Source organism: Pantoea sp. AG702 (assembly GCF_003182295.1).
Lineage (GTDB): Bacteria > Pseudomonadota > Gammaproteobacteria > Enterobacterales > Enterobacteriaceae > Pantoea > Pantoea ananatis.
In genome coordinates, this window is the sequence record NZ_QGTU01000005.1 from 235,426 (window position 1) to 258,566 (window position 23,141).

A 23,141-nucleotide genomic window follows, 5' to 3' on the forward strand; every position below is an offset into this window, starting at 1 on the left:
GCCAGCGCATCGTATTTGAGCGATTGCTCAAAGTCAATCCAGGAGTCACAATGAAAGCATCAACGGCAACGTCTGGAGAAACACGCAAAGAGACGATTATTGCGGGCGCCATCGCGCTGTTTATCGAGAAGGGAATTGAAAAAACCACGACACGTGACTTAACGGAATCGCTGGGTATTTCACGCAGCCATATTTATCACTACTTTCCTGACTGGCACACGCTCACCCTGACTGCGCTGGAGCACTATATGCAGCGCGAGTTGGATGATTTCACCCTTGAGCTGGCCGCGCTGGATCCTGTGCAGCAACTACACTCTATGATTGAAGGCCACATTCCTGACACATCAGATTCAGTCTGGCGGCTTTATGCTTCCTTCTGGCAAATGGCCAGCCATAATGCCGATTACGCTGAACTGGCCGACAAGATTATCGCCGGTTGGGATGCGTTGCTCTGCAAGATTATTCGCGCGGGCGTTGAACAAGGGTGCTTGCATACGGATGATGTGGCACGCAGCGCACGCCAGCTTAACGCCTTACTCAACGGCTACGCCGATCTGCTGAGTATTACGTCTTCACCCTCGCGAATTGAGCAGGCGTTGGCCGACATTCACCACTTTGTGCAATTTATGCGTTAACGGAGCGGGAAGTCAGTAAAGCGCCGTTTTCATCTTTATTGCCATTAATTAAATGTTAAATAGAAGTTATACGAATGATGTGCAGTACGCTTTAAATGTGTCATTCAAATGGCGCGCGTTTTACATTTTGTGGCTTGATTAATCTCAAATTTTATCGCTTATTCGCGCAGAAATGCTTGCTAACACACTTTATTTTTCTCGCCCAGACTGATGCTGAAATGCGATAAGCAGGTGTTTTTTGGCGCTTTATTGTTTACAGGTTTTGATAAAAGTGGCTGCCCTGACCGTTAATTTGGGTCTAAGTCGCTGGTTTATAAAGTAAATACATTAACAAATCCTCATAAAATTAATCATTGAGTCCTGTGATAAAAACCAATATATTGGCCGCGTTTTTAACACTAGCTCTAAATTTTATTCACTTATCCAACTGCAGCGTGATGCCACGCCCGGTTGTAGGAGAGATATGATGACGGATAAAGTCCGTATTGATAGTTTGAATGCGAATACATTAAACGGTAACAATGAGTCTTATCTGGCCCGCCAGGCCGAGTTTGAATCAAATGTTCGAAGTTATCCGCGTAAATTACCATTAGCGATTGCGAAAGCTAATGGTGTCTGGATCACAGACGTCGAGAACAAACAGTATCTTGACTGTCTTGCCGGTGCCGGAACGCTTGCGTTAGGTCATAATCACCCTGACGTACTGCAAAGCATCCAAAATGTCATTACCAGCGGCTTGCCGTTACATACTCTGGATCTGACCACGCCACTCAAAGATGCGTTTTCAGAATACCTGCTCTCCCTGTTACCGGGTCAGGGCAAAGAATACTGCCTGCAATTCACCGGTCCTTCCGGCGCGGATGCCGTTGAAGCCGCTATCAAGCTGGCGAAGAAACATACTGGCCGTTCAGGGGTGATCAGCTTCTCAGGGGGTTATCACGGCATGACGCACGGTGCGCTTTCTGTCACCGGTAACCTGTCACCGAAAGAAGCCGTTAACGGCATGATGCCTGAAGTGCAGTTTATGCCTTATCCGCACCTGTACCGTTGCCCGCTGGGCATTGGTGGTGACGCGGGCGTAAAAGCGCTGACCTACTACTTCGAAAACCTGATCAACGACGTTGAAAGTGGTGTGCGCAAACCTGCGGCCGTGATCCTCGAAGCAGTTCAGGGTGAAGGCGGCGTGAACCCTGCCCCGGCTGAATGGCTGCAGCGCATCCGTAAAGTCACCCAGGAACACGGTATTCTGCTGATTCTGGATGAAGTTCAGGCAGGTTTTGCCCGCACCGGTAAATTCTTTGCGTTCGAGCATGCCGGTATTGAGCCCGATATCATTGTAATGTCAAAAGCCGTCGGCGGCGGTTTGCCGCTTGCCGTGCTGGGGATCAAAAAGCAGTTTGATGCCTGGTCACCTGGCCACCACACCGGGACATTCCGTGGCAACCAGCTGGCCATGGCAACCGGCCTGACCACGCTGAAGCTGCTGAAAGAAAACAACATCGCTGGCAGCGTCGCTGAAAAAGGTGAGTGGCTGAAAGGCAAACTTGCCGAACTGCAGAAACGTTATCCTGCCATCGGTAACGTTCGCGGTCTTGGCCTGATGATCGGTATTGAAATGGTCAAGCCGAACGAAGCGCAGGATCATATGGGTTGCTACCCGGCCGATGGCGATTTATCGGCTCTGGTTCAGAAGAAATGCTTTGAAAACGGTCTGATCCTTGAGCGCGGGGGACGTCACGGTTGCGTATTGCGTCTGCTGCCTTCCCTGTTGATCAATCATGACGAAATGCAGGTTTTCCTGGATAAGTTCGAAAGCGCCCTGCTTGCCGCTGGCGTCGAAGCAGTTTGAGTGGAGTAAATTCGATGTCACGGTCAAATCCGATTCTGGCGTCCTCAGTGCAAAGCACTGAGGCTTACCAGCAGGCTATCGCACAAAGCAGTGCGGCAGTGGTTAAGTGGCTGGAACAGCCTGAAATGTATCAGGGTAAAACAGTTGCTGAACTGCGCGAACGTATCCAACTGGACTTTAATCCCGAGGGCCTGGGCAACCAGGCCGCCATTGAGCGCGCGATTGAGTATTTCCTGAAAGACAGTCTGTCGGTCCATCACCCACAGTGTGTGGCGCATTTGCACTGCCCGAGTCTGGTCATTAGCCAGGCTGCCGAGGTGCTGATTAACGCGACGAACCAGAGTATGGATTCCTGGGATCAGGCGCCTTCTGCCACCCTGATTGAAATGAAGCTGATTGAATGGCTGCGTTCACAGGTGGGTTATCAGGCAGGCGATGCCGGCGTGTTCACCAGCGGCGGCACCCAGAGCAATCTGATGGGGCTGATGCTGGCGCGTGATGCCTTCTTTGCCCGTCAGGGCCATTCTGTTCAGCAGGACGGGCTGATCGGCGATCTCAGAAAGATCAAAGTCTTTTGTTCAGAGAATGCCCACTTCTCCGTGCAGAAGAACATGGCGCTCCTCGGCCTGGGCTACCAGTCCGTGACGTTAGTGAAATGCGATGAGTTTGCACGCATGGACATGACCGATCTGGCTGACAAACTGGCACAGGCGAAAGCCAATAATGAACAGGTGCTGGCCATTGTCGCGACAGCAGGCACCACCGACGCCGGTGCTATCGATCCGCTGCGTGATATCGTCAAACTGGCCGCAGAGCAGAAAATCTGGGTGCACGTTGACGCGGCCTGGGGCGGTGCATTGCTGCTGTCAGAGAAGTATCGTCATTATCTGGACGGGCTGGACCTGGTGGATTCCGTTACGCTGGACTTCCACAAACAGTTTTTCCAGACCATAAGCTGCGGTGCTTTTCTGTTAAAAGAAGCCCGTCACTATGAGCTGATGCGCTATCAGGCGGCATACCTGAACTCTGAGTTTGATGAAGCACAGGGCGTGCCGAATCTGGTTTCGAAATCGTTGCAGACCACCCGTCGTTTTGATGCGCTGAAACTGTGGATGGGGCTGGAAGCCCTCGGTCAGAAGCAGTACGCCGCCATTATCGACCATGGCGTAACGCTGGCTCAGCAGGTGGCGCAGTTTGTTGAGCAGCACGACGCCTTGGAACTGGTTATGAAACCTCAACTGGCGAGCGTCCTGTTCCGTTATCGTCCACAACAGATGGCGGAGTGGAGCGATGCCGACGTTGCGCTGTTCAATCAGCGTATTGGCGATGCTCTGCTGGAATCAGGTCGCGCCAACGTTGGCGTGACCGAGCATAACGGCGTTACCTGTCTGAAAATGACGTTGTTAAATCCAACCGTGACGCTGGAAGATATTACCGTCCTGCTGGCACTGCTTGAGAAAACAGCCCAGTCATTACGCTAAGTGCTTCATCATGCCGGTGACAGTGTCACCGGCATAGCGCTTTTATTTCCCATGCTGCTGGCGCATAAGTCCGCTGCACCCTCCCTCTGAATGCCTCCCTGCCCCTTTAATCAACAGGTTATCATCTGTTTGGACGTCACGGCGTTGATGGACTTGCCGTTTGCAGATCTCTTTAAGGCGAAGAAAAAGCGCAGCACCTATGGGATATCGCGCACCACTGGCGTGATCATCTCCGTGGCCGAAAACAGCGAGAACGGCTGACGCAGAAACGTTATCGTCCTTCTGTTGATAACCGGAGGATCACAATGACCTATCAAATCTCAGGCCTGAAAGCCGATGCTTTCACTCACCTTTACGGACAGAACGAGCGCTATTTAAAACAACATGGCGTAATGAGACTGAAAGTAGAAAACGCTCCTGGCTATCCCGACAGAATTTCACTGCGTGATATCCCGGCGGGTGAAACCGCGCTGCTGATTAATCATCTCTATCAACCGGCCCAAACGCCTTATTATGGTTCTCATGCGATCTACCTCTGGGAGCACTGTACCCAACAGGGCATTTACATTAATGCATTACCCCCGGTCATGACGCACCGGCTTCTTTCGTCACGGGGCTTTGATGCGCAAGATTTACTTATCCAGGCAGACGTCTGTGAAGGAAAAGCAGCAGACGAAATGATAACGCACTTTTTTAGCCACCCGACGGTGCGCTATATCCAGGTCCATAACGCCAGGCAAGGATGTTATTCCTGCCGGGTAGATCGTTGTGACTAACGGGCCCGGCAGTGACCGGGGGAAGGCGAAAGGTGCGCTTCGTCTGTTTTGTTCCCGAAGTCGGTGAGGCGCAGAGAGTGAAATGATACAGCGCGCTCAGATAGCCCAGGAATGCGTGCAGCAGATTTTCAGAACAGACAGCGAATATGTTCAGTCAGCGCTTGCACCCTGAGGCACCATACTGCAGGATCGGTTTTTTACCGCATTTATCGGAAAGACTATGACCGTTCACGCCTCTAAAGATCCCCTGCATGGCGTTACGCTTGAAATGCAGGTCAACAGCCTTGTCGCACAGTATGGCTGGCCTGAACTGAGTAAGCGCATCAATATTAACTGTTTTAAAAACGACCCCAGCGTGAAGTCCAGCCTGAAGTTTTTACGCCGTACGCCGTGGGCGCGGGCAGAAGTGGAAGCGCTCTATCTGGCTTCGCTGAGTGAATCTCAGCCGGATTCTGCGCCCCCAGCCAGTGATGATCCCTGGGCTAACTGGCGCGAAGATAAAACCTGAAAACGTGTTAACGCCCTTCTAAACAAAAAAAAAGCCCGCGTCACGGATGGCGCGGGCTTAGTTTCGTTCAGATGACCGTATTACAGCGCCATATCGTGCTTCGCCGAGGCTGGGGCTTTTTCGCTGTTAGCAGCGGGCGCTTCAGTTGGCTGATTGCCCATCTGAATAACCGGCGGCTTGGTCAGCTGCAGCGTTGCTGCCGTTTCATCCCAGACCTGCTGCGTGAGCGCAGGGTTGTCGTTCAGTTTCTGGCCGTAAGCAGGAACGATTTTACGGATTTTTTCCTGCCATTCTGCTGACTTGAATTGTTCAGGGAACAGTTTCTGCATCACATTGATTGCGATAGGTGCAGCCGTGGATGCGCCAGGCGATGCACCCAGCAATGCGGCAACGGTTTTCTGCTGATCGGTCACAATTTCCGTACCCAGTTTCAGCACGCCGCCTTTATCCGCATCCTTTTTGATGATCTGCACGCGCTGACCGGCCTGAATCAGTTTCCAGTCTTCTTTCTTCGCTTCAGGATAGTACTCTTTCAGCGCGGCAAAACGGTCATCATCGCTCAACATAACCTGACCGATCAGGTATTTGACTAGGTCAAAGTTATCCATGCCTACGTGGGTCATCGGCATAAAGTTGTGCGTGGTCGTTGTGCTCAGTAAATCAAACAACGAACCATTTTTCAGGAACTTGGTTGAGAACGTTGCGAAAGGTCCAAACAGCACGACACGCTTACCATCAAGGTAACGGGTATCCAGATGCGGAACCGACATCGGTGGCGCACCCACGGAAGCCTGACCATACACTTTTGCCAGATGGCGATCGGCAATGGCGCTATTCTCTGTCACCAGGAAGGATCCCCCTACCGGGAAACCTGCGTAATTGTCGGCTTCCGGAATACCGGTTTTTTGCAGCAGTTTAAGCGCACCGCCACCTGCACCGATAAAGACGTATTTCGCGTCTACGGTACGTTCGCCGCCATTTTTGGCGTCTTTAATGGTAACGTGCCAGGAATTATCACTGTTACGTTTAAAATCGGTCACTTCCGAAGAGGTTTCCAGGCGGAAATTATCGTTCTTCTTCAGGCTGCCAATTAACTGACGGGTGATTTCACCATAGTTAACGTCGGTTCCTACTGGCGTCCAGGTAGCAGCCACTTTTTGTTGTGGATCGCGACCTTCCATAACCAGCGGCGCCCACTGCGCGATCTGCTTGTGATCGGTTGAGAACTTCATGCCCTGGAACAGCACAGTTTTCTGCAGTGCGGCATAGCGTTTCGTCAGATAATCAACGTTATCGCCCCAGACAAAGCTCATGTGCGGCGTTGAGTTAATGAACGAACGCGGATTATTTAACACGCCGTCTTTAACCTGAGAGCTCCAGAACTGACGAGAAATCATGAAGGCTTCGTTGATTTCCAGCGCTTTGGTCACGTCAATAGAACCGTCTGCACGCTCTGGCGTGTAGTTCAGTTCCATGTTGGCTGAGTGGCCGGTACCGGCGTTGTTCCAGCCGTTGGACGATTCCAGCGCTACGCCATCAAGTTTCTCAACCATGATCTGTTTCCAGCCCGGTTGCAGCTCTTCCAGCAGGGTGCCCAGAGAGGCGCTCATGATACCGCCGCCAATCAGCAGAACATCTGTTTTTTCTGGTGAATTTTCAGCGTGGGTCACTGAAGAAACGAGTAACGCTGCAAGCGACAGTGCAGGTACAAATTTAGTTGATTTAATCATTAGGGATCTACGATTTCGTGGAGAACTAGTTAAAAAAAGTTCCGAAACTTTAAAATATTGTTATTTCGTAGTTAATATGAAAATAGTTAAAAAATTAAAAGACAGGGTTTAGCAGTTAATTTAGTTACAAAAGATTAACTTTGTTATCGATATATTTTAACCACACAATAAAGGGGCGTTTCGAAATATACAATGCCCTAACACAAATATTCTCTGTGCGACGAATAAACGGAAATGGCGGCGCCTGACCGGAAAGTGGGGTTATTTACTGCGGCAAACGTGCATTAACATGCACGGAACAGGATGAGGCGGTTGGCGAAAAAGTATGGGCAGTACACGCAACCTGACGTCCCTGAACGATACGCCTTCAGGGACACGGATTAGTGGCGAATCAGCGCCAGTTCGTCTTCACTCAGGCCGGTCATCTTCATAACCGTCTCACGGTCAAGACCGCTTTGAAGCATAGTACGGGCGATTTTCAGCGTCGCTTCGCGCTCTCCCTCTGAGCGGCCTTCTTCGCGACCCAGTTGGATGCCTTTTTCCATGCCTTTTTGTTCGAGTTGCTGCGCAATGGTCATCAGTGCGTCTCCGTGTTGCGGCACGCGATGTGCCAGTTCTCTTACCAATGCTTCGGCGTCGGCGGTTTCTCCCGCCTGCACGATATAGTGTATCAGCGATACGACCTGTGATGAAGAAAGATAGCCCGCCAGTAAGACCGGGACAAGCTTATCAACCAACTCCGCTAAATCGCGCTGGTGGATATGTTTCTGAAGCAGGGTTAACGCGGCCATACTGCGGTGCTCTGCAATCTCCTCGTCAGGAATAATCGTGACATCCACCAGCGGAAAAGCCGTGCTATAGAGCCGGTTGGCCAGCGCAGGATCGGTAAATTCATCCAGCCAGCGCGTGGAATAAGGATAAGGACGACGTTTCCCGGTATAGAACAAGACAGGGATGACCAGCGGCAATTTTTTATGGCCGGCTTCAAGGTGGCGCTGCATCGCCGCCACGGCATAACGCAGCAGCCTGAATGCCATGTGCTTATCCGGTGAGGACTGATGTTCGATCAGGACGTGAACATAGCCGTCATCGCCTTGTGCGGTTTTCAGGCTGTACAACACGTCGCTGAAATATTGGCGAAGATCATCTTCAACGAAAGATCCGGATTCGAGTTTTAACGTGCTGAGATCGCACACGGCCCGTAATTCCGCAGGCAGGTGCAATTCCATAAAATCACGCGCAATCTCTGGCTGCGTAAGAAACTGGCGGAAGGTGGCATCGTGAGGCGTGGGTGTACTGTTTTTTTTCTTCATCTGTCCTGACTCTGCAAGCGCAACCTGGCGTAATGCTTACCGGCGCGAAAACGAATATGTCGATTCACACATACATTTTGTCCAGCACTCTCTGATTTACCTGCCATGCTGTCAGTATGATTTACAGGCGTTGTCCGTCATCATGCCAGATATCCACGGTTAAAAGCACGCTAACCTGCTTAATTTACTGGATTTCAGGCGCAAACTGTACTGGTGCGACGACTTCGCGTATGTTGCAACGCGTACCTCAACACATCTGATGCTGACTATGAATGACTCCCGGCCACAACGATCGTTAAAGAAGCGCCCAATGAAGCTCAGCACCCTGTCGTCATTGATGATGGCGGCCGTGCTGATGACCGTAATATTAAGCGTCCATCTGCTTTATTACATCCAGATCGATAACTTCACCCGTTCGCATTTGAAAGATAAAGCGATGGCGGTGGCGCGCACTCTGGCCGACAGCCCGGAGATTCAGCAGGCCCTGACGCGGCCAGACGGAAGCACCATCATTCAACCGATCGCGCAGGCAACGCGAAAACGTAACGATTTGCTGTTTGTCGTCGTCACCGACATGCGCGGTATTCGCTTCTCTCACCCGAACCCTGAAGTGGTTAATCAGCACTTTGTCGGGAACGATATTAAACCGGCGTTACGCGGCAGGGAGAATGTCGCGGTGAATCATGGCGTACTGGTTGAGGCGCTCAGGGTATTTACGCCCGTTTTCAATCAGGCGCATCAGCAAATTGGCGTGGTGGCCATTGGGATCTCGGTGAATGACGTCGCGGCGCAAATTGCGAAAAGCCGCTGGAATATTCTCTGGACCGTGCTGTTTGGCGGACTGGTTGGCATGCTCGGCATATTAATCTTAGTGAAACGCTTAAAGCACATTTTACTGGGATTAGAGCCGTATGAGATTTCCAGCTTGTTTGAAGAGCGTCAGGCTATTCTCGATTCGATTAAAGAAGGTGTGATTGCGGTTGACGATCAATCCCGCGTCAGCCTGATTAATCAGGCTGCGCAGCAGCTGTTAAAAGAAACCACCCGCGAAGCGTTTCTGAGCGGTGACCGCGTGCCGGAAAATGCACAGATGCTGACGCATTTACGCGATGCATTGCACGAAGGCAAAGCCTCTTATGACGAAGAGCTCAACGTACGCGGCAAAATACTGATCAGTAACACCGTGCCGGTGCGCAGTCGTGACAGTATTATTGGGGCAGTGAGCACATTCAGGGATAAAACAGAAATCAGCCAGCTAATGCAGCGTCTCGACGGCATGGTAAACTATGTCGATGCACTGCGGGAGCGATCCCATGAATTCATGAACAAGCTGCATGTGATTCTTGGTCTGCTGCACATGAAAAACTATGCGCAGATGGAAGAGTACATCCTTAAAACGGCCAATAACTATCAAACGGAAATAGGTTCGCTGCTACAGAAGATTAAGTCGCCTGTTATTGCAGGCTTCCTGTTGAGCAAAATTAACCGCGTAACAGATGAAGGCCACCAGCTGATCCTGAGCGAAGCCAGCTATCTGCCCGACAACGGCAGTGAACAGCAAATCGCAGCACTTATCACGGTACTGGGCAATCTGATTGAAAACGCGCTGGAAGCGCTTGATCCGGAAATGGAAGGGGAAATCCATGTCATGCTGCATTATCAAAACGGCTGGCTGTCGTGCGAGGTCAGTGACGATGGCCCCGGTATTCCTGCCGATCAGCTCGCCGCCATTTTCGAACGCGGCGTCTCTACCAAAGGTGAAGATCGTGGCGTTGGACTGTTTTTACTCAAGCAACAAACGGAAAGTCTGGGCGGTAACGTCAGCGTGGAATCAGAACCGGGCGTTTATACCCAGTTTCTGGTTCAACTTCCGTGGGAAAGAGGGAATATTAGCGAATGATCAATGTGTTAGTCGTAGACGATGATGCCATGGTGGCCGAACTGAACCGATGCTATATCGGGCAGATTGACGGTTTTACCTGCTGTGGTACCGCGTCCACCTTACAGCAAGCCAAAGAGCGCCTGTTGCAGACAGATCCGCCCGTTGATCTTATTTTGCTGGATATCTATATGCAGCAGGAAAACGGACTGGACCTGTTGCCAGAGCTGCGCAGTGCGGGGCGTCCGGTTGACGTCATTATCATCTCATCCGCTGCCGATGCGGCGACCATTAAAACGTCGCTGAACTACGGCGTTGTGGATTATCTGATAAAACCCTTTCAGTTTTCCCGCTTTGAAGAGGCGCTGACCGGATGGCGTCAGAAAAAACGGCTGATGGATAATCATCAGTTTTATCAGCAGGCCGATGTGGATCAACTGCTGCATGGTAATCAGGCCAATGCCAGCGAGACAAAACGCCTGCCAAAAGGGCTGACGCCACAGACATTACGCACGCTGTGTTTGTGGATTGATGCGCACCCCGGTACCGAGTTTTCTACCGATGAGCTGGCCACTGAGGTGAATATTTCTCGCGTATCGTGCCGTAAATACCTGATTTGGCTGGCGCAGAGCAATATTTTGTTTACCAGTATTCACTACGGCGTCACGGGACGTCCGGTGTATCGCTATCGTCTGCAGCCGGAGTACCACACGCTTTTACGCCAGTACTGTCAATGACGGAGCTGAAAGCGGTTATCCAGTAAGGTGAAGTGAAAGTGACGTTGTGACGAGCAAATGACCTGCTTGTCGCGCGTCACGAAGACAGCCTCAATATCAGGATGGCTTTTCAGATACGCAATGCCCTTCTCAACGCCCATGCCATAAATCAGCGTGGTATAAATATCACCGTCGATCGACTGGTCGGAAATAATGGTCACGCTATACAGCTCATTATCCAGCGGATAGCCGGTATGTCTGTCAAGAATATGGTGATAACAGACGCCATCCTGTTCGAAGTAACGTTCGTAGATCCCGGACGTCACAACGGATTTGTTCACAACATGAATGACCCCAATCAGGGCATCCTGGGCCGCAAAAGGGGTTTTCAGACCGATTGCCCATCCCTGCTGCGGCGCATCACGAGGTGCGCCTAATGTTTGCACGTTGCCGCCAAGGTTAATCAACGCGCTATCGACGCCCTGCTGCTGCAAAAAGGCCTGCACACGATCGGCAATGTAGCCTTTGGCGATGGCACCCAGATCAATTTCCATCCCCGTTTTGTTCAGAAACACCGAACGCGTTTCCGCATCAAGCTGGACATTTTCAGGACAGGTTAAGGGCAACGTTGCCAGTATTGTCTCCCGCGCAGGAACGCAGTCACCCTGAAAGCCAATTTTCCAGCATTTCACCAGCGGGCCAATCGTGAGATTAAAACTGCTGTCTGGTAACAGACTGACGTTAAGTGCGCGCTGAATTAAATCAAAGACGGGTTGACTGACGCTCACGGGATGCTGACCGGCAGCATGGTTAATCGCCATCACTTCGGAGTGCGTCCGGTTAACCGTCAGCAGATTTTCGTACTGTTTGATTAATCTGAAAGCCTGTGCCGCAAGCTTTTCGTCGTGCTCGAATAGCTTAAGCAGAATGGGCGATCCCATCAGGACGGCGGAATAAGCACAGACTTGCGACTCGGTTTGCATAAGCGACACCGCTCTGGGAGGGAATAAAACCGGCACCTGCATGCGGGCAGATGCCGGCGGTGACGACTAGCGTTTGGCTAACGCCGCAGCGTTGGCACCTGCCAGAATACCAAAGATGATGATGTCCGCAACCGCGTTACCACCGATACGGTTTGCACCGTGGATCCCGCCGACAACTTCACCGCACGCCCAGGCACCGTGGATTGGCTGTTTATGGCTGTCGAGCACGGCTGTGGTGGTATCAATGGTGACGCCACCCATTGTGTGGTGAACACCGGGCGCGATGCGGATCGCATGGAAAGGGCCCTCGTTCAACGGATGACGCAGCGCGGTCTGACGATCGAAGTCCGCGTCTTTCTGCTTTATCACAAAGCCGTTATAGCGATGCAGCGTTTCTTCCAGCGTCCGGTGTTCCATATTCAGTTTCACCGCCAGCTCGCCTACGGTTGGCGCGCTGATGACAAATCCTTTGGCAATATACTCATCGGCCGCTTTGTTATTCATACGAACCTGCTCATCGAAGACAATCCAGGCGCTTTTCTCCGGCAGTGCAATAATCTGCGCAGAAACTTTATCGCGGGTTTCCATCTCATTACAGAAGCGCTGTCCCGCCTGGCTGACCAGAATGGCCCCACCGCCACGAATAGACTCTGACACCAGATAGGATGTGGTTTGCTCAACCGTTGGGTGAATCTGAATCTCGCCCATATCCACAGTATCCGCACCAATTTTTTGCAGCATCGCAATGCCTGCGCCAGTGGCCCCTTTATGGTTGGTGGTGACAAAGCCATCCAGCTCAGGGCGGTATTTCACCACCATTTCCCGGTTGGCGCTGAAGCCACCTGTTGCGACGATGACGCTTTTCGCATTGAGAATACGGCTGTCGTTGTATTCATCCACCACTTTGACACCGCTGACCGCGCCGTTGTCGAACAAAATTTCCTCTACGGCGGTTTCAAGCAGGACGTCAATATTACGGTTATTGATATTTTTCACTAACCCACTGATCAGGAAGCCGCCAACGGCCGAACGGTCGGCAGGACGGTGCGTACGATCAATGCTCATGCCGCCGGTGATGGTGATGTCATTCAGTTCGATACCGTGATCGGCCAGCCAGTCAATGGCTTCAGGCGCCAAATCAACGAACTCGCGCAGCAGGGTCGGGTTGTTTTTGTACTTACCGCCCTTGAGCGTTTCCTCATAAAACAGTTCTTTGCTGTCTTCGATACCTTTCAGTTTCTGAAAACGCGTCTCGGCGGCGTTCATCCCTACGGATGCTTTGATCGTGTTACCGCCGATAGTGGGCATTTTCTCAATGACAACCACTTTGGCACCTTCATCATGCGCCTGAATGGCCGCGGCCAGACCGGCACCGCCGCTTCCCACGACCACCACATCATACTGTTGCGGTGCATTGGGATTACCGCCCTCTTCAATCACATGGGCTTTATTTGAAGTGGTCATTGCACGCGATACTGCTTTTTTCAGGGCCTCACTCTGCGTGGTCGCGCCGGTGATAGCATCAACGTGTGGGCTGTTAGCCACCAGAATACGATTACGCAGGCTTTCGAAGGTGGTAGTGAAGTCAACGTCCAGCGTGTCGTCCGGTACCAGCGAGATATCTGTAATACGGTCGGTATCCAGCGTGACGTTGATCTTCAGCTTAAGCGCTTCGGCCTCAACTTTTTCCTGATAAACACCGGCTTTGTATTTGCGTCCCGACTCACTCATATCGCGAATCATGGCGTCAACCAGCGAGAAACGCCACAGCGGTTCAGGGATCAATAACGCTTCACGCTGGTTACTGTCGATGTAAAGTTCAAGATGCTCATTATTGATAATGCGATCTGTCCAGTCGGGATAAGCGATGCAGGCTTTACCAATCGCAACCAGGTCATAGCCTTTTTCCAGCGCTTTTTCCGCATCTTCTTTGTTTACCACACCGCCAACGCCAATGACCGGCACTTTCGCCAGCGTTGGGGACCGCATGTTAATAAACTTCTCAATCAGCGGGGTTGGATCGGTGGTATCAACGATAGAGGGGCGCATAAGCTGCCCAACAGAAAAGTGGACATAATCGAGCCCGCGTGCCGCCAGCTTTTCCAGTAGGTACAGGGTGTCATCGAAACGGATGCCCGGGACTTCAAGTTCTTCAGGGGAAAAACGATAGCCGATGATGAACCCGTTATGTGCAAATCGCGCGGCCATTTTATGGGTAATTTCGAGGACTTCCAGCGGAAAGCGGGCACGGTTATCGCGACTGCCGCCCCATTTGTCATCGCGTTGATTGGAATTGGGTGAGTAAAATTGCTGTATCAGATAGGTGTTTGCGCCATGAATTTCAACGCCATCAAATCCGGCTTTAATGGCGCGGTTAACGGCGTCACCAAATTTAGTGATCATGGTATCCACTTCTTCTGCCGTTAGCGCGCGCGGCGTCGTGGCACCCTCACGAGGTGCGGCAATGGCGCTTGGGGCGACAGGGGTTTTCCCCCCTATCAGCTCAGGCTCAACCATGCGGCCGCCGTGATAGATCTGCAAAATCGCTGTCGAACCTTCCTGCTTGATGGCGTCAGCAATTCGCTTTAGGCCCGGAATTTTGTTGTCGCTGTCGATGGCTATAGCCCCTGGAAACGCGGGACCTTTTGGATCGATAAAACAGCATTCAACAATGACCGTTCCGATGCTGCCAGCACGGGCACGATAATATTCAACCAGTTCACTGGTGACCGTTCCGTCATAAAAACCGGTGCAGGTTGTCATGGGTGCCATGATCAGGCGATTTTTTAAAACTGCGCCACGCGGCAACGTAATGGGATTGAGAATGGGGGTGAGTGTATTCATTGCGATTAACTCCAAAAATTCAAAACTCGGGAATTCTGTGCGGACGCTTTTTTTATTAATAAATAAGTGGTCCGATGTCATAACGCTAATATACCAATTATTTTAGTTTCATAAGTTTTAATTTTAGTTTTTTAACTTTTAAATATTTCAGGTTTACTATTTGATTAAAGCAGGATCGTGATGTATATTTATTGTTAATCAATAGTTAAAGAAAATCAATGAGAATTGGGAAATTAAAAATACTACAATAAAAACAATAGCTTAAACATATAATTTTGTTGCTCGCCCTTCCCAAAGTGAAGCTTAAAACCCTTATTCTTGCAGTTTAAATATTTGGCTCTAGGTTATTAATAATTTAGTTGTTAAAAATTTAATCGTATATTTTAACTTACTTGATCTGGATCAATATTCTGTTTTTAATTAATCGCATCATATCCACATAATCTTTTATAAATGCCTCCATCGCACCAGAGGACAAGTTAAAGAATTATAAGGCATCACGGTTTATTCTCATAATTTAGAATAAAAAATTCCCTATGGACGAATTGCCGGGACGCTGCTCGAATTATCCTTAACACGTAGAAAAATACTATGAAAAAACTCTCAAACGTCAAAGAGCCTCCAAAAGCAGCCCCTGCAGCTGCGGGCAAAAATAAAGCACTTATGCTTCTTTTGCCGGTTTTGGTCGCCGTCCTGTTGTTACTCGTCCCCGTGCCAGCGGGTCTTGAACCTTATGCATGGCACTTCTTTGCCATCTTCGTCGGCGTCATCGTCGGGCTGATTTTTGAACCCTTGCCCGGCGCAGTGATTGGTCTGACCGGCGTCGTCGTCATCGCCTTGTTCAGCCAGTTCCTGCTCTTTAGCCCGGCAGAACTGGCCAACCCCAAATTTAAAGTGGCAAGTGAGTCATTTAAATGGGCGGTCAGCGGCTTCGGTAACTCAACCGTCTGGCTGATTTTTGGCGCATTCATGTTCGCTGCGGGCTATGACAAGACCCAGTTCGGCCGCCGTCTGGCATTGATTCTGGTGAAATACCTGGGCCGCCGGAGTTTAACCCTCGGCTATGCCATCACCTTCGCGGATTTGCTGCTGGCCCCTTTCACCCCGTCGAACACGGCCCGCAGTGGCGGTACCATTTATCCCATCATTGCCAATCTGCCGCCGCTTTATGGTTCAAAACCCAATGACCCCAGCGCGCGTAAAATTGGATCTTATCTGATGTGGGTTGCTATCACCGCTGCCTGTATCACCAGCTCCATGTTCCTGTCCGCCCTGGCCCCCAACCTGCTCGCCCTTGCGCTGGTCAAAAGCGTCATTGGTTTTGATATCTCCTGGGGAATGTGGTTCCTTGCCTTTTTGCCACTGGGCCTGCTGTTGATTCTGACCATGCCGCTGCTGGCGTACTGGTTCTATCCGCCTGAAGTGAAGGTGAATGATGAAGTGCCTCGCTGGGCGATTGCTGAGCTGGAAAAACTGGGTAAGTTGACCCGTAATGAAATCCTGTTACTGGTGTTTGTTGTCTGTGCGCTACTGATGTGGATTTTTGCCACTGCCTGGATCGAACCGGCCATGGCCGCTCTGCTGGTGATTATCCTGATGCTGTGGACCGGGGTACTTAACTGGAACGACATCACCAGCAATAAAGCCGCCTGGAACACCTTTGCCTGGTTTGCCACACTGGTTGCGCTGGCCGATGGTTTAGCCCGCGTAGGCTTTATCGCCTGGCTAGGCAAAGAAGGGGGAATGTTACTGCAGGGATACGATCCTCAAGTGTCGGCTGTGGTGCTGTTGATTGCCTTCTTCCTGCTGCACTACCTGTTTGCCAGTACCACCGCGCATACGACCGCCTTGCTGCCTGCGATGTTAACCATTGCAGCTTCCATTCCAGGTATTAACATGCCCGTGTTTTGCCTGATGCTGTGTACTTCACTGGGTGTGATGGGGATTATCACCCCTTACGGTACCGGCCCAAGCCCTATTTATTACGGCAGCGGCTATTTACCTACGAAAGATTACTGGCGTCTGGGCACCATCTTTGGCGCTATCTTCCTGATTGCTATGATGCTCATCGCCTACCCCTGGATGGTGTGGATGTTCTGATTGTGTCAAATGCATTTCGACGCGTCATACGATAACATGCCAACACTTGCCAGCCTGTGCTTATGGCTGGCAAGCATAATAAACAACTCATTCGCCTTTGATGTTGCTCCTGTCAGCCTGCGTTAACGGAGCCAGCACGTCATTAAGTGAGATACTATGTCGAACAAACCTTTTTTTTATCAGAACCCCTTTCCTCTTGCCCACGAGGACACCGAATACTATTTGCTTAGCCCCGACCACGTTTCCGTGGCTGAGTTTGACGGCCAGTCCATATTAAAAGTGGACCCACAGGCATTGACGCTGCTGGCCCAGCAGGCCTTTCATGATGCGTCTTTTATGTTGCGCCCGGCCCACCAGCAGCAGGTTGCGTCAATTCTGGCTGACCCTGAAGCCAGCGATAACGATAAATACGTCGCACTGCAGTTCTTACGAAACTCCGAGATCGCCGCTAAAGGTGTCTTGCCAACCTGCCAGGACACCGGCACCGCCATCATCATGGGCAAAAAAGGCCAGCGAGTGTGGACCGGTGGCGGTGACGAAGCCGCGCTGTCGCAAGGTATCTACAATACCTATATTGAAGATAACCTGCGTTACTCCCAAAATGCCGCGCTGGATATGTATAAAGAAGTGAACACCGGCACCAATCTTCCGGCGCAGATTGACCTCTACAGCGTGGACGGTGATGAATACAAATTCCTTTGCATCGCCAAAGGCGGCGGTTCCGCCAATAAAACCTATTTGTATCAGGAAACCAAAGCACTGCTCAGCCCCGGCAAGCTTAAAAATTATCTGGTCGATAAAATGCGTACGCTGGGTACTGCGGCTTGTCCTCCCTACCATATCGCCTTTGTCATTGGCGGCACCTCTGCCGAAAGTACACTGAAAACCGTCAAGCTGGCATCGACTCACTACTATGATGGTTTACCTACAGAAGGTAACGAGCATGGTCAGGCGTTCCGTGATGTTCAGCTTGAGCAGGAGTTACTGGAAGCGGCGCAGCAGCTTGGGCTGGGAGCACAGTTCGGCGGCAAATATTTTGCACATGATATCCGCGTAGTGCGTTTGCCTCGCCACGGCGCATCCTGCCCGGTTGGCATGGGGGTTTCGTGCTCCGCTGACCGCAATATTAAAGCTAAAATCAACCGCGAGGGTATCTGGATTGAAAAACTGGAAGCCAATCCTGGGCGTTATATCCCTGAGGCACTGCGCAAGCAAGGTGAAGGCGAAGTGGTTCACATCGACCTGAATCGCCCGATGAATGACATCCTTGCCCAGCTTTCGGAATACCCGGTTTCGACACGTTTGTCCCTGACCGGGACCATCATCGTTGCGCGTGACATTGCCCATGCCAAACTAAAAGAACGCATTGATAACGGCGAAGGCTTGCCGCAGTACATTAAAGATCACCCTGTCTATTATGCAGGTCCGGCCAAAACACCGGAGGGTTACGCATCTGGCTCACTGGGCCCGACGACGGCAGGCCGCATGGATTCGTATGTCGATCTTCTGCAGGCAAATGGCGGCAGCAAAGTCATGCTGGCAAAAGGTAACCGTAGCCAGCAGGTCACCGATGCCTGCCACAAGCACGGCGGTTTTTACTTAGGCAGCATTGGTGGTCCGGCTGCCGTTCTGGCGCAGCAGAGCATCAAGAGTCTGGAGTGCGTGGAGTATGCCGAACTGGGGATGGAAGCTATCTGGAAAATAGAGGTCGAAAATTTCCCGGCCTTTATCCTGGTGGATGACAAAGGAAATGACTTCTTCCAGCATATCGAACGTGAGCACTGCTCGCGCTGTGTGAAATAAACACGCGGCGGTAAACATGATGAAACGGCCCCGTTACAGGGGCCGTTTTTTATCATCGTTGCAGACGGAACATGGCGTCGCTTATGCTTTCGTCGCCTTCGGTCAGCTCAATAATTTTGCGCGAAATTTGCGGTGTTTCGACCAGAGCCGCCAGCGTGGCGGCCACATCCTCACGCGAGACCGACCCGTAAGGAATGGCAAAATCTGCACGTACGGTGCCGCGGCCCGCCACATTGGTTAGCGTACCGGGACGAAGAATCACCCAGTCGAGTTGGCTTTCGACCAGGCGAACATCAGCCAGCCGCTTCACGCGCATGTAATTTTCGAAACCTTCAGATGTCTTTTCGCCACGTGCGGCATCCGGGAAGACTGAGACCAGCAAAAACCGCTTCACACCGGCCTTTTCGGCTGCGGCAACCGCCAGGGACAACCCCTCGCCGTCAATGGCGTTGGTCAGCTCAATCCCCGCGCCTCCCGCCCCAGCGCTAAAAATCACCACATCGTGGCCGGCCATTTTCTGCGCCAGTTGATCCACGGTCAGCTTCTGGAGATCCCCCGCCACGGGAACCGCTCCGGCGGATTTAAGTGCTTCAGCCTGCTCAGATTTACGATGCAGTGCAGAAACCGCATGTTGCTTAGCGCTGAGCTGTTTCGTCAGATGAGAGCCAACGTTGCCCGCCGCGCCAATAATAAAACATGTCGTCATCGTCCTGCTCCCTTGAAAAAGTCAGATATCAGTATAGACAATAAGCGCAGCGGTAATGAGCGCCCGTCGGGGCGCTCCAGGACATGATTAAGGAATGATTTTCTCATGCTTCAGCTTATCGAAAAGCTGAGTGAAGGAATCCAGAGTGCTCCGGTAGCCAGTAAAGCCCGCCTTGCGACTTTTACTCATATCGGTGAAGGCTTCCATGGGTCGCCCCAGATCCGCGTCGGTGTGCCACCATGAGGCCAGACGCGTGATATCCTGTTCACGCAGGTTTTCACGCTGAGCAAGCGCCTGCCATACGCTGGCCGCCTCCTGCATGCGCCCGTCAAGCGGCATCATTTTCGCCGGATAAGCGGCAGCCTCAAGACCAAAATACGCCGCCAGTTTTGGCCACATCCAGTTCCAGCGGAAAACGTCACCGTTTACCGCGTTGAAATCCTGATTTGCCGCGGCCGGGCTGGTCGCCGCCCACTCAAGTTGTTCAGCCAGAAGACCGGCGTCGGTCATATCCACCACGCCATTCCATTGCTCGGGTGAACCCGGGAAGATAAACGGCCAGCCTTTTTCTTTACATAAGGTGGCGTAAACGGCCAGAGTCTGCCCCATGTTCATGGCATTTCCGAGCGCATAGCCAATGATGGTATGCGGACGGTGGACGCTCCAGCGATAGCCATATTTTTCGGCGCCAGCGAAGACTTCATCCTCCTGGGCATAATAGAAGTTGTCTACCGGCTGACGACCCTGCTCTTCGCGGAAAGGCGTGACCGGCACAGCGCCTTTGCCGTAAGCTTCAAATGGCCCCAGATAGTGCTTAAGGCCCGTCACCAGCGCCACATGTGCGCCCTGGAGGCGTTCGCCAAGCGCTTCAATAACGTTGCGGATCATGCCGCCATTGACGCGGATATTCTCTTTTTCACTGTCCTGGCGCGCCCAGACGCTGAAGAACACTGCATCAGGTTTGACCGCTTTCAATGCCGTTTTTACCGCTTCAGGATCGGTTAAATCTGCGGTGAGGTTGCTGCAGCCCTCAGGTACCGCGCTGCGGCCCCGTGACAACCCGCTGACCTGCCAGCCTTCGTTATTTAGCCTTTCTGCTAACGCTCGACCAATCACACCACTGATTCCAACAATCAAAGCCTGCTTTTGCATGTTAATTCTCCTCTTTTTGCGTAATGCTAAGCGTAATAGAGAATTTCATTCCTATTTTGGGTAATAATTCACATCATTATCAACCTGAGTTCATCAATCATGCACGATCAGCGTCTTAAAGACATTGTTCCTTTTGTGGCCAGTGTAGAAAGCGGGAGTTTTACCGCTGCGGCTGCCCGTTTACATGTCACGGGTTCTGCCATCAGTAAAAGCGTTAGCCGACTGGAGATGCGACTGGGCTCGCGCCTGCTCGAACGCACAACGCGAAAACTGCAACTGACGGATGCGGGCAGCGCCTATTACCAAACCTGCTTACGCATCATGGAAGAGCTGGCCGAAGCAGAAGCCGTCCTGGCTGCGCAACGGATTATTCCTTCCGGCCGTCTGAGACTGGCCGTGCCGCATACTTATGGTCGGCTGAACGTGATGCCGTTGCTGATTCCGTTTTGTCAGCAGCATCCCGAGCTTGAATTGAGAATGAGTTTTTCAGATCGCTTCATCGATCTGTTTGATGAAGGCATCGACGTTGCGGTCAGAATTGGCGGCTCAGATGATTTACCCGCATCAATGGGCTGCCGTCATATTGGTCGTGAACGCATGGTGTTTTGTGCCTCGCCAGCGTGGCTGGAACGCGAAGGAAGGCCGCAAAATGAACAGGCACTCATGCAGCATCGGGCCATTCTGTATGAACGGGCCGATAACACGCCAAAACCCTGGTTATTTAGTGGTAAAGACGGTCATTCGTACTGGCGGGACGTTCCCTTTCGCATGGCGCTGGCTGATGTGGATGCACAACTACAGGCAGTAATTGCCGGATTAGGCGTTGCACAAATGCCCTCGTGGCTGGTACAGAACGCCGTTGACAGTGGTGAACTGGAAATCTTACTGCCGCAGCAGCAACCCGAGGGGCTGCCACTCAGTGTGATTTGGCCCCGGCGTAAGCAGCTCCTGCCCAAAGTGGATGTTTTATTAACCACGCTAACGCAGTTAACCATTCGTTGATTGCGAGAGAATTTAATCGCTTTTTCGCAGGGTGAGTAATGGAATATGGCGGATAATATAACGTCATTATAACGTTTATACCTGTGCTGCCAGAATCGGATGGGCAGGTTAGGTCATAATATTTCAGTACTTTCTGGTCAACCCAATGGTGTTTATAACGGAGTGGCGCTAACGTAGAGGCATTCCAATCCGCTCAGACGTAAGGACAAAGGCGATATGGCAGCAAGGGCGGTGAGCGTTAAAAAAATCAAAGGTTGTGAAACGTTGCCGGTACCTGACAGTGAACGGCTGCGTTTATGCTAAGTCTGCTCTTTCGCCTGATGGTACTGACTATAATGGCACTCACGCTGGCGGGATGCGCACGCTCAGATGCATTATGGGCGGTAACGGACAACGTTTGCATGGTGAATTATCACTACACTGGCCACCCGTCACCCTGTCAGCAAATCTATATTCCAGAGGGCAAACGGCAGGGTTTTAGCATTATTCAAAACCCTCGTTATCCCTATCATTTCATTCTGGTTCCCACGATTCCGGTATCCGGTATTGAAAGCCCGTGGCTATTCATGCCTGGCCGTCCAGATTATTTCGGCTACGCCTGGCTGATGCGTTATCAGTTGATGTCTCAATACGGCAGGCCTGTGCCGGAGGACATGCTGGGCATGGCAATCAACTCGGCCTGGGGCCGCAGTCAGAATCAGCTACATATCCACCTCACCTGCCTGCGAGAAGATGTTTACAGGCAGTTAAGGGCTGAACGTCCCTATATTCAGGATGCGTGGCATCCCCTGCCCGATAAGCTCTTAACGCATACTTATTACGCTCGCCGTGTCCTTCAACCTACAGCGATGGGCATTTACCCTATCGCGTCCGTTGCTCACTACTTTCGCCTGACGCCGCCTATGCTGGCTGAATATGGCGTGGCGTTAGTGCCGACAACGTTCTCGGGTGAAAAAGGGTTCATCCTGCTGGCAACCCGTCGCGGCTGGGATAAAGGCAATCGCGCCTCCGTTGAGTCTTTACTGGATAAGCGATGTGACATTCTGGGTTCGGGATCCGCAAAACCCTTACGTTTCAGATAATTAACTCACTTATGTAAAATGCGCTGAACCCACGCCCTCAACGCCTGATGTCTCCGAGGGTGATGAAAATTGTGTTCAGCCCCTTGCACCGTCGCCAGTACCGCTTTGTGGCGGTGTGAAAGGTGACAACCGCACTGAAATCGGCAATCTGGTCCTGGCTTCCATCCATAATATTCAGGGGCAAGTTTTCTCCCGAAACCCGGTGCTGCTGAAGATACGCAAGATAATCGGCTCGAAAAACCGTGCCGTCAGAAGCAATGATGACCTTCTCGCGATTGAGCCGGTTTTCATCAACATCAGCCTTGACCATCATTTTTCTGATGAGACTGTCGAGATTGATAACAGGCCAAAGAAATAATGCCTGACTTATTTTTATTTTCTGAGCTGCAATCATGCTAAAACTGGCACCAATGCTGCAGGCAAATAGTGCCGTTGCACTGAATCGTTTCTGAGCATAAGCAAGCATGATTTTAATGTCATCAACGGCTTATGTTACATGGTATTCAGACTCTACATGACGCCTTTCACCATGAGCAGGAAGATCGAAACTCAGTATGCTATATCCCGCTTTTACAGCCTCAG

Annotated in this window: 18 protein-coding genes; 11 read left to right on the forward strand and 7 right to left on the reverse strand. The window is 51.4% G+C overall.

Features of this window, described 5'->3' with window-relative positions; genetic code table 11:
• The first annotated feature begins 50 nt into the window (after positions 1-50).
• From DFO57_RS15675 to DFO57_RS15695, 5 genes are all read left to right on the forward strand, one after another.
• The gene (locus DFO57_RS15675) at positions 51-635 is read left to right on the forward strand and encodes a TetR/AcrR family transcriptional regulator (RefSeq protein ID WP_029569642.1); all 585 of its coding nucleotides are present in this window, start codon (positions 51-53) and stop codon (positions 633-635) included.
• A gap of 466 nt (positions 636-1,101) precedes the next feature.
• Entirely contained in the window at positions 1,102-2,484 is a 1,383-nt protein-coding gene (locus DFO57_RS15680) for a diaminobutyrate--2-oxoglutarate transaminase (protein WP_014598279.1), read from the forward strand.
• Between the two features lie 14 nt (positions 2,485-2,498).
• Complete coding sequence (locus tag DFO57_RS15685) at positions 2,499-3,965, forward strand: aspartate aminotransferase family protein (protein WP_014604673.1); 1,467 nt, start codon at positions 2,499-2,501, stop codon at positions 3,963-3,965.
• A gap of 305 nt (positions 3,966-4,270) precedes the next feature.
• On the forward strand, positions 4,271-4,741 hold the full coding sequence (locus DFO57_RS15690; RefSeq protein ID WP_014604674.1) for a DUF1203 domain-containing protein: 471 nt from the start codon (positions 4,271-4,273) through the stop codon (positions 4,739-4,741).
• 220 nt (positions 4,742-4,961) lie between these two features.
• The gene (locus DFO57_RS15695) at positions 4,962-5,249 is read left to right on the forward strand and encodes a VF530 family DNA-binding protein (protein WP_014333227.1); all 288 of its coding nucleotides are present in this window, start codon (positions 4,962-4,964) and stop codon (positions 5,247-5,249) included.
• An 80-nt stretch (positions 5,250-5,329) separates the two neighbouring features.
• On the opposite strand, the gene mqo is transcribed toward DFO57_RS15695, so the two are convergent.
• A complete protein-coding gene (gene mqo / locus DFO57_RS15700; RefSeq protein WP_014598277.1) occupies positions 5,330-6,979 on the reverse strand; it encodes a malate dehydrogenase (quinone) in 1,650 nt (549 codons plus the stop codon).
• Positions 6,980-7,359: 380 nt separating this feature from the next.
• The gene (locus DFO57_RS15705; RefSeq protein ID WP_110015511.1) at positions 7,360-8,292 is read right to left on the reverse strand and encodes an Rpn family recombination-promoting nuclease/putative transposase; all 933 of its coding nucleotides are present in this window, start codon (positions 8,290-8,292) and stop codon (positions 7,360-7,362) included.
• A gap of 259 nt (positions 8,293-8,551) precedes the next feature.
• Between DFO57_RS15705 and DFO57_RS15710 the strand changes: the two genes are divergently transcribed.
• Entirely contained in the window at positions 8,552-10,192 is a 1,641-nt protein-coding gene (locus tag DFO57_RS15710; protein ID WP_071887057.1) for a sensor histidine kinase, read from the forward strand.
• Entirely contained in the window at positions 10,189-10,908 is a 720-nt protein-coding gene (dcuR, locus tag DFO57_RS15715; RefSeq protein WP_013027948.1) for a two-component system response regulator DcuR, read from the forward strand. The genes DFO57_RS15710 and dcuR overlap by 4 nt, the downstream gene beginning before the upstream one ends.
• Here the strand turns inward: dcuR and DFO57_RS15720 are convergent.
• Positions 10,902-11,870 carry an FAD:protein FMN transferase gene (locus tag DFO57_RS15720; protein ID WP_019105902.1) on the reverse strand — a complete coding sequence of 323 codons (969 nt, stop codon included), beginning with the start codon at positions 11,868-11,870 and terminating at the stop codon, positions 10,902-10,904. The genes dcuR and DFO57_RS15720 overlap by 7 nt on opposite strands.
• Positions 11,871-11,936: 66 nt before the next feature.
• Positions 11,937-14,714, reverse strand: coding sequence for a flavocytochrome c (locus DFO57_RS15725; RefSeq protein WP_064352080.1), 2,778 nt, complete (start codon positions 14,712-14,714; stop codon positions 11,937-11,939).
• Between the two features lie 591 nt (positions 14,715-15,305).
• Between DFO57_RS15725 and DFO57_RS15730 the strand changes: the two genes are divergently transcribed.
• Together DFO57_RS15730 and fumA are read left to right on the forward strand one after the other, a co-directional pair.
• Positions 15,306-16,814: a DASS family sodium-coupled anion symporter gene (locus DFO57_RS15730; protein WP_110015512.1), complete on the forward strand. Its 1,509-nt coding sequence runs from the start codon at positions 15,306-15,308 to the stop codon at positions 16,812-16,814.
• A gap of 156 nt (positions 16,815-16,970) precedes the next feature.
• A complete protein-coding gene (gene fumA / locus DFO57_RS15735; protein ID WP_014598272.1) occupies positions 16,971-18,617 on the forward strand; it encodes a class I fumarate hydratase FumA in 1,647 nt (548 codons plus the stop codon).
• 52 nt (positions 18,618-18,669) lie between these two features.
• On the opposite strand, the gene DFO57_RS15740 is transcribed toward fumA, so the two are convergent.
• Both DFO57_RS15740 and DFO57_RS15745 read right to left on the reverse strand, forming a co-directional pair.
• A complete protein-coding gene (locus DFO57_RS15740; protein WP_110015513.1) occupies positions 18,670-19,323 on the reverse strand; it encodes an SDR family oxidoreductase in 654 nt (217 codons plus the stop codon).
• An 87-nt stretch (positions 19,324-19,410) separates the two neighbouring features.
• Complete coding sequence (locus DFO57_RS15745; RefSeq protein ID WP_014333237.1) at positions 19,411-20,475, reverse strand: SDR family oxidoreductase; 1,065 nt, start codon at positions 20,473-20,475, stop codon at positions 19,411-19,413.
• A gap of 99 nt (positions 20,476-20,574) precedes the next feature.
• Here DFO57_RS15745 and DFO57_RS15750 point away from each other — a divergent pair, with 99 nt between their 5' ends.
• Positions 20,575-21,477 (forward strand): LysR family transcriptional regulator, encoded by a 903-nt coding sequence (locus tag DFO57_RS15750; protein ID WP_013027955.1) that lies wholly within the window; start codon positions 20,575-20,577, stop codon positions 21,475-21,477.
• A gap of 296 nt (positions 21,478-21,773) precedes the next feature.
• Positions 21,774-22,559 carry a CDP-diacylglycerol diphosphatase gene (locus tag DFO57_RS15755; RefSeq protein WP_014604678.1) on the forward strand — a complete coding sequence of 262 codons (786 nt, stop codon included), beginning with the start codon at positions 21,774-21,776 and terminating at the stop codon, positions 22,557-22,559.
• Between the two features lie 37 nt (positions 22,560-22,596).
• Here DFO57_RS15755 and DFO57_RS22925 read toward each other — a convergent pair whose 3' ends face one another.
• Positions 22,597-23,025 (reverse strand): hypothetical protein, encoded by a 429-nt coding sequence (locus DFO57_RS22925; RefSeq protein ID WP_233255868.1) that lies wholly within the window; start codon positions 23,023-23,025, stop codon positions 22,597-22,599.
• Between the last annotated feature and the right edge of the window lie 116 nt (positions 23,026-23,141).